Origin of the sequence: Lutibacter sp. (assembly GCF_013041805.1) — a bacterium.
Taxonomy (GTDB): domain Bacteria; phylum Bacteroidota; class Bacteroidia; order Flavobacteriales; family Flavobacteriaceae; genus Lutibacter.
The window spans coordinates 109,924-117,520 of sequence record NZ_JABDRI010000036.1; the positions used below are offsets into that span (position 1 = coordinate 109,924).

General features: G+C 30.6%; 9 protein-coding genes and 1 pseudogene. 2 read left to right on the plus strand and 8 right to left on the minus strand.

All coding sequences use genetic code 11. The annotated features are described in order from the left end of the window. Window positions 1–2 precede the first annotated feature (2 nt). The 6 genes from HKP59_RS05610 to HKP59_RS05635 all read right to left on the minus strand — a co-directional run bounded on the left by HKP59_RS05610 (window position 3) and on the right by HKP59_RS05635 (window position 4,706). Window positions 3–1,649, minus strand: a complete 1,647-nt coding sequence (locus HKP59_RS05610; RefSeq protein WP_291804365.1) for an amidase family protein — start codon at window positions 1,647–1,649, stop codon at window positions 3–5. Between the two features lie 91 nt (window positions 1,650–1,740). Continuing rightward, entirely contained in the window at window positions 1,741–2,694 is a 954-nt protein-coding gene (ftsY, locus tag HKP59_RS05615) for a signal recognition particle-docking protein FtsY (RefSeq protein ID WP_291804368.1), read from the minus strand. Window positions 2,695–2,783: 89 nt separating this feature from the next. Next, a complete protein-coding gene (locus HKP59_RS05620) occupies window positions 2,784–2,936 on the minus strand; it encodes a DUF4295 domain-containing protein (protein ID WP_291804369.1) in 153 nt (50 codons plus the stop codon). A 9-nt stretch (window positions 2,937–2,945) separates the two neighbouring features. Beyond that, window positions 2,946–3,131, minus strand: a complete 186-nt coding sequence (gene rpmG, locus HKP59_RS05625) for a 50S ribosomal protein L33 (protein WP_291804370.1) — start codon at window positions 3,129–3,131, stop codon at window positions 2,946–2,948. A gap of 11 nt (window positions 3,132–3,142) precedes the next feature. Beyond that, window positions 3,143–3,382: a 50S ribosomal protein L28 gene (rpmB, locus tag HKP59_RS05630; RefSeq protein ID WP_291804371.1), complete on the minus strand. Its 240-nt coding sequence runs from the start codon at window positions 3,380–3,382 to the stop codon at window positions 3,143–3,145. Between the two features lie 79 nt (window positions 3,383–3,461). Next, window positions 3,462–4,706, minus strand: a complete 1,245-nt coding sequence (locus tag HKP59_RS05635; protein WP_291804373.1) for a competence/damage-inducible protein A — start codon at window positions 4,704–4,706, stop codon at window positions 3,462–3,464. Between the two features lie 109 nt (window positions 4,707–4,815). Here HKP59_RS05635 and HKP59_RS05640 point away from each other — a divergent pair, with 109 nt between their 5' ends. Further along, window positions 4,816–5,748 (plus strand): prolyl oligopeptidase family serine peptidase, encoded by a 933-nt coding sequence (locus tag HKP59_RS05640; RefSeq protein WP_291804375.1) that lies wholly within the window; start codon window positions 4,816–4,818, stop codon window positions 5,746–5,748. 112 nt (window positions 5,749–5,860) lie between these two features. Further along, on the plus strand, window positions 5,861–6,274 hold the full coding sequence (locus HKP59_RS05645) for a hypothetical protein (protein WP_291804377.1): 414 nt from the start codon (window positions 5,861–5,863) through the stop codon (window positions 6,272–6,274). Between the two features lie 4 nt (window positions 6,275–6,278). Here the strand turns inward: HKP59_RS05645 and HKP59_RS05650 are convergent, their stop codons facing one another. Together HKP59_RS05650 and HKP59_RS05655 are read right to left on the minus strand one after the other, a co-directional pair. After that, entirely contained in the window at window positions 6,279–6,890 is a 612-nt protein-coding gene (locus HKP59_RS05650) for a fumarylacetoacetate hydrolase family protein (protein ID WP_291804379.1), read from the minus strand. 334 nt (window positions 6,891–7,224) lie between these two features. Next, window positions 7,225–7,597: pseudogene (locus HKP59_RS05655) on the minus strand (glycerophosphodiester phosphodiesterase); the annotation flags it as partial.

Sequence of the window (7,597 nt, forward strand, 5' to 3'; positions counted from 1 at the left end):
CACTAATAATTTTTAGGTTGTATTCTAACTTTAGTTAATTGCTCAAAAGCATATCCCAATTGCAATAAATTTTGTTCTTGAAAAGACGGTGCAATAAACGTTAAACTTATTGGTTCTCCAGATTTTTGATAACCCATTGGTACTGTTAGACAAGGATATTTTGCAACAGCAGCAAAACCTGCATGGTAATTATTAATAGATAAAATTGCATCTAAACCAAGTGAATCCATAGGTTTTTTAAAATAAGCAACTCCATTATCATGTAAATCTTGTTTTATTTTTTGAAATGCTTCCGTAGAAGTCGTATCACTTACAATTCCTTCAAATAATTGCTGTCCATAAGGTGCTCTTTTTAAAGAATCTTGAAGATTTAACTTAACAACATCTTCAACTGAAGAAATTAAAATTGTTGAATCAGCGTAATTTTTTAGATAATGAGGTAAATCGTTTTTCATATCTACACTTAACAATGTTCTAAACCCATTAAGATTTATTTGAGGCGGATCAAATTCAATAATTTCTCCTCCGGCTTCTTTAATGCTATTGACTGCAATTGAATAAATTGAGTCCGAAAGTAATTGCTTTATAACTCCAAATCGTTTTCCTTTTAAGGTAGATTTTGTTAAATTTTGTAAATAATCCATACTCTGATCATTATTTACAGTAGAACTATCCAAGGCATCTTCTCCTGTCATTGCAGCCAAGAATATTGCATTATCAATAACACTTTTGGTCATTGGGCCAGGGGTATCTAATGTACTAGAAATTGGAACAATTCCTGTTCTACTTAATAAACCAATAGTAGGTTTTAATCCAACAACTGAATTTTTACTTGACGGCGATAAAATAGAACCTGAAGTTTCTGTACCAACAGCAGCAACCGCATAATTAGCAGCAACACTTACGCCACTACCCGAACTAGATCCACCAGTTTCAAATATTTTCCTTCCGTATGGATTTAATGTTTGCCCTCCAATTGCACTATAGCCCACTGGACAGCCACTACAAAAATAATAGGCCCATTCACTTAAATTTGCTTTCCCTAAAATAAGAGCTCCACTTTCTTCCAATTTTTTAACAATAAAAGCATCGCTAGTATTGTTATTCTCTTTTAAAGCAAAAGCTCCAGCTGTTGTTGGCATACCGCTCGTATTTATATTATCCTTTAAAAGTATTGGCAAACCGTATAATGAATAGGAAGTATCATAAGGTCTATTTTTATCCTTTTCTCGTGCTTCTTCAACTACATTTGGATTTAATGAAATGATACTATGCAAGGCTAATTCATTTGTACTTTCAAATTTCCGAATTCTATATAAATAAAACAGTGTAATCTTTTCATAGGATAAAATACCATTTTCAACTGCCTCCTGAATTGAGGGAATATCTTTTTCAATAATATATGGTTTAAAATTTTCATAATCCTTCTCTGAAAAATAAGCTAACTCCTCTTCGAATGGCTTAAAAACTTCATTCATATCTAAGTATTTAGACTGAATTAGTTTTAATCGCATTCTTCTATTTTCATGATTTTGTTGCTCAATAATTTCAGATGTTTCATCATATGAGGTAAAAACAACAGGCAACTCTCTTTGCTTACAAGAAATTGTAAACGCTATAACGGCTAAAATAAGTACTAATTTTTTCATTCTTCTAAATTTAAACTAGGGTCTAAAGATAAACAAAAAAACCTCTTTATGTCCAGTTTATAAAGAGGTTTCATTTATATTTTATAATTTTCTATTTAAAAAAACTATCTACGAATTCAATTTTATTAAAAACTTGTAAATCATCGATTCCTTCACCAACTCCAATATATTTAACCGGAATTTGAAACTGATCAGAAATACCAATTACAACCCCACCTTTAGCAGTACCGTCTAATTTTGTAACTGCTAAAGAGGTAACTTCTGTTGCGAGCGTGAATTGTTTTGCTTGTTCAAAAGCATTTTGACCAGTAGAACCATCTAAAACTAATAAAACCTCATGCGGAGCATCATCTACAACTTTTTGCATAACACGTTTTATCTTTGTTAACTCATTCATTAAATTAACTTTATTATGTAGTCTTCCTGCCGTGTCAATAATTACAACATCTGCATCTTGTGCAACTGCTGATTTTAAGGTATCAAAAGCTACAGATGCAGGATCACTTCCCATTTCTTGCCTAACAATTGGAACGTCAACTCTATCTGCCCAAACTTGTAATTGATCAATTGCTGCGGCTCTGAACGTATCAGCCGCACCAAGAATAACTTTTTTCCCTGTCTTTTTAAATTGTGAGGCTAATTTTCCAATAGTAGTTGTTTTGCCCACACCATTTACTCCAACAACCATAATAACATATGTTTTTTTTGTTGAAGGAACAGTAAAATCCGTTTCGTTACCAACATTTGTTTCTGCTAATAAACCTGCAATTTCTTGACGTAATATTGAATTTAACTCATCAGTACCTAAATATTTATCCTCTGCAACTCGCTGCTCAATTCTTTCTATAATTTTTAAAGTTGTTTCTACACCTACATCAGAAGATACCAACACTTCCTCTAAGTTATCAAGAACATCATCATCAACTTTTGATTTTCCAGCTACTGCTTTGGATAATTTAGAAAAAAATGATGTTTTGCTTTTTTCTAGACCCTTATCTAAAGTTTCTTTTTTTTCTTTTGAAAATATTTTTTTAAATAAACTCATCTATTTTAGATTAATGGTGTAAATATAAAAAGAAAAAAGCTACTCTCAATATTGAAAGTAGCTTTAGTATTTATTTTAAAGAGCAAGATTTATTTTTTGCTCAAAAAGTCTTTTACTGAAGATGGATCCATAATAGATTCTACAAATGTATAAGCCCCAGTTTTTGGAGACTTTACCATTTTAATAGCTTTGGTTAATCTTTTTGATCCTGTTTGTAACGATGCTACTGATTTCTTTGCCATAATCCTATATTATTTAATTTCTTTATGAACAGTCATTTTTTTCAAGATAGGATTGAATTTTTTAATTTCCATTCTATCAGGAGTATTCTTTTTATTCTTTGTGGTAATATATCTAGATGTACCTGGTTTTCCAGTTGCTTTGTGCTCTGTACATTCTAAAATTACTTGGATTCTATTTCCTTTAGTCTTTGCCATTTCCTAATATATTATTTTTTTAAAAAACCCTTTTCTCTTGCTTCTTTAATAACAGCAGAAATTCCTAATTTATTAATATTCTTTAAAGCTGATGTAGCTACTTTTAAAGTTAGCCACTTATCTTCCTCAGGAATATAAAAACGTTTTTTAACTAAATTAACATCAAATTTTCTTTTAGTTCTATTTAATGCGTGAGAAACGTTATTCCCAACCATTGCTTTTTTTCCAGTAAGTTCACAAACTCTTGACATAATTCTGTACCTTTTTAATGTATTCTCAAAACGAGATGCAAAATTAAAATTTTAAAACTTAATACACAAACTTATTTTACTAGTTTTTTAATATTTCTTTTTTTAACAATTCTATGGCTTCATAAGAAGTTTTTTGAATCACCTTTTCGCGTGGTTGCCCAAAGAAATATTTTTTTGAAAAAATAGTTGTTGGTGATGCAATAGCAATATATACTGTACCCACTGACTCATCAGTATTATCAGTAGAGGGACCAGCATTTCCGGTGGTTGCAATAGCATATGTAGTTTTAAATTTCCCTTGAATACCCTTAGCCATTGCTTCCGTAACTTCAGCGCTTACCACAGAGTGTTTTACAATAAGGTCTTTGTCAACCCCCAATTCATTAATTTTAATCTCTGGATGATAAGCAACCACAGATCCTACAAAATAATCAGAAGAACCAGGTATTGAAGTTATTAATTTAGCAATATTTCCGCCAGTACAACTTTCAGCAGTGGATAAAGTCTGACCCTTTTCACTAAGCATTTTACCCAAAACTACTTCAACTGTTTCACTTTCATCAAAACCAACAATAATATCTGGAATTAATACTGTAAGCTTTTCAACTTCTTCAGCTATACCTTGATTTAATTGTTGCTCATTATCTCCTTTTGCAGTTAAACGCAAACGAACTTTCCCATACGATGGCAGATATGCCAATTTAATAAATTTTGGTAAGTTGTTTTCCCAATTTTCAATTCTGGCAGCAACCATGCTCTCGCCCATTCCATAGGTAAGTACCGTTTTATGCAAAATATAAGGCAATTCAAAAGTCTCTTTTAATTTTGGAAGCACACTATTTTCAATTAAACCCTTCATTTCATAAGGTACTCCAGGTAAGGAAATCACTACTTTTTTATTACAATCAAACCACATTCCAGGTGCTGTGCCAAAATAATTTTTAAGTGGGGTACACGTTGAAGGAACTAATGCTTGCTGTCTATTTACTTCCGTGAATGGATAATTCATTTTTTTAAATAAACTTTCAATGTGTAGTACAACTTCATCATCCAAAATTAATATATCATTAAAATATTCTGCCAATGTTAACTTGGTAATATCATCTTTTGTTGGGCCTAATCCTCCAGTAATAATTACAATATCTGCATTAGATTGTGCTTCTTTAATTGCCTTTAAAATATGTTGCTTCTCATCTTGAATAGAAGTAATCTGATATACTGAAACTCCAATTTTATTTAATTCTTCTGCAATCCATTTTGAATTTGAGTCCAAAATTTGACCTATTAATATTTCGTCACCAATGGTTATAATTTCTGCTTGCATTTTCTAAAAAATTGAAAAGTAAATGTACTAACTTTTTTCTGATACTTCTTTCTTATCAAAACAAAATAATCTAAAATATTTTAGTATTTTTAAGCGATAAAACTCCTCTATGAAAGTCTCTCAAAATATTAACTTCACTTTACTTACATTCATAATTTTAATCTCTTCATGTACTCATTCAAATAGAGAGGAAGAACAATTATTACGTATACCATATACTAGTTTAATTGATAATACTGCACGTGATTATTTTGTGTATTTGCCAAAAAACTACGAAAATGATTCTTCTAAAAAATGGCCTGTATTGTTGTTCTTACATGGAAATGGCGAACGGGGAAATGGTAACGATGAATTAGATTATGTTTTAATACACGGACCTTTATATGAAGCTTGGATTCAAAAGCGAGACCTTCCTTTTATTATGATTGTTCCCCAACTTCATATGTTCAATCAAGATAAAATAGGGTTAGATTATATTGATAAACGCAGAAAGGATTGGATTCCAAAACGACTAAAAAATGGTATTTCAAAAAGATCTCAAACTGCGAGATCCTCAAAAATTATGCAAGGAGCTAAGATCATCGATTCAATTCCTGAGCTATCAAGAATCGATTACGGATGGAATAGAGCTGAAAATGATTTAATGAAAATGATAGATAATACCTTACAAAATTTTAATGCTGATGAGAACCGTGTTTATTTAAGTGGTATAAGCTATGGTGGGTTTGGAACTTGGTATATTGCTAGTAAGCACCCAGAACGTTTTGCGGCAATAAATCCTATAGTTGGCTGGGGACATCCAATTTTAATGGATTCAATTGCTAAATATAAAATTCCAGTATGGCAATTTGCAGGTGGCCGTGACCCAGTAATTCCTATTGAATATTTTTATGAAGGGTTAAATAAGCTAGAAAAATTAGGGCATACAAATATTCAATTTACAGTACATGAAGACTTGTCTCACGACACTTGGAAACGTGTTTATAAAGGTGATGACATTTATAATTGGTTATTAAAACATAAAATAAACACAAATAATTGAAATAAAGATTTTTAACACTAAAAATGACATAAAATAAAACTCTATTTAACGCAACCTTTTATACTCTTTTGCATCTTATAAATATGTTTAAAACCCCTAATTAACTTTAGCTATGAACACTATTATGAACTTAGAAGAAAATGAATTACTAAAACAAGTTGAAAACTATACTTTGAGCCCTTCTTTATTCAATCATGAAAATCAGCTGAGACTTTCTTGGATTTTAATAAATAAATACGGTTTAGAGGTAGCAACCCTTAAAAATTGCAAATTGAAAGAGCAGTTTTTTATTAATGCATTAAATAGTGAAAAGTTTAATTTACCATTAACAAAGGCATATACGGAGATCTTGTATTATTTCATGCAAAAATCATCAACAAAAGACTTTTATAAATTATTGAGAGAATTTCCAAGATTAAAATATAATTTCAAAGAATTAGTTAAAACTCATTACGGTCATGATATTTTGAAAAAACACCGTAAAGAAGAAATTAATCCTTTAGGAACTATTTTATTTACTTTTTAAGAATTTATTTAATTTTTATTGAAAACATTTCTTGTTCGTTTATTGCTCCAACAAGGTTATCATTTTCACTTACTTTACCAACGCCTGATGGTGTTCCTGTGAATATAATATCACCCTTTTTTAGAGTGAAAAACTGAGAAACATAAGCTATTAATTCATCTATTTTCCAAAGCATTGCATTTGTGTTTCCATCTTGCACTAACTCACTATTCTTATATAACTTAAACGCTAAGTTTTCTAAATCTCCTAATTTTTCTTTTGGAATAAATCGACCAATAACAGCACTTCCATCAAAAGCTTTTGCCTTTTCCCATGGTAAACCTTTCTTTTTACAAGTCTCTTGAACATCACGTGCGGTAAAATCAATTCCTAAGCCTAGTTCATCATAATATTTATGTGCAAACTTCGTATCAATATATTTTCCAACTTTATTTATTTTAACCAAAACCTCCACTTCATAATGAATATTATTTGAAAAAGGAGGAATAAAAAATGGTTGATTTTTAGCCAAAATAGCCGAATCAGGTTTTAAAAAAACAACTGGATTCTCCGGTTTTTCACTTGCTAATTCTTCTATATGTTTGGCGTAGTTTCTGCCAATGCAAATTATTTTCATAATAAGAGTTTATCTGTCTAATTCGTGAAAAATTCGTTTTTGGAAACGTTATTTTTCAATGTTTAAAATTAATGGTTTTTTTGAATATATTCTATTTTAAATTTAAGCAATAACTAGTTTAATTTGTATTATGTTTTATTCAAGCTACCTATTTTTTTTAATTAAGCCTAGTTTAACTCTTTTTTAAATCTCTACTTCCAGTTGCAAGAGAATTCTTTAAATACATTCATATATTCTTTTCGTATATAAGATATTTTAAATAGTATCAGACTTAGTCCTTTTTCCCATCAAGTTTGTAAGCTAAGTGAAACAGACTACAATTTTAAATTTACTATTATTTTTGGTGGATCGATAGTGCTTTTTGCACTTCCAAAGGTCTATCAGTGGCAAAAACATCAATTCCAAGTTGAGCCCATTCGCTATAAAGTTGATCACCATTTGTAGCTGCTTTTTTGTCTAGATTACCCAAAGTCCCCAACATACACATCACTCCTTTCTCATGTATTTTGGCGTATAATGATGGATCCGATTCCATTGTTCCCGTAAAAGCCACCATGTTTTCCCAAGGTATGCCAGAATTAGCAGCTCGGTCAAACTCTTCCATATTTCGAATACTAACAGAGAGCACTACTTCCGGATTTAATTTATATAGTTTTTGAGCGGCTTTAATTGAATAGGTAATAATCACTGATTGCTGAAGGGCATTG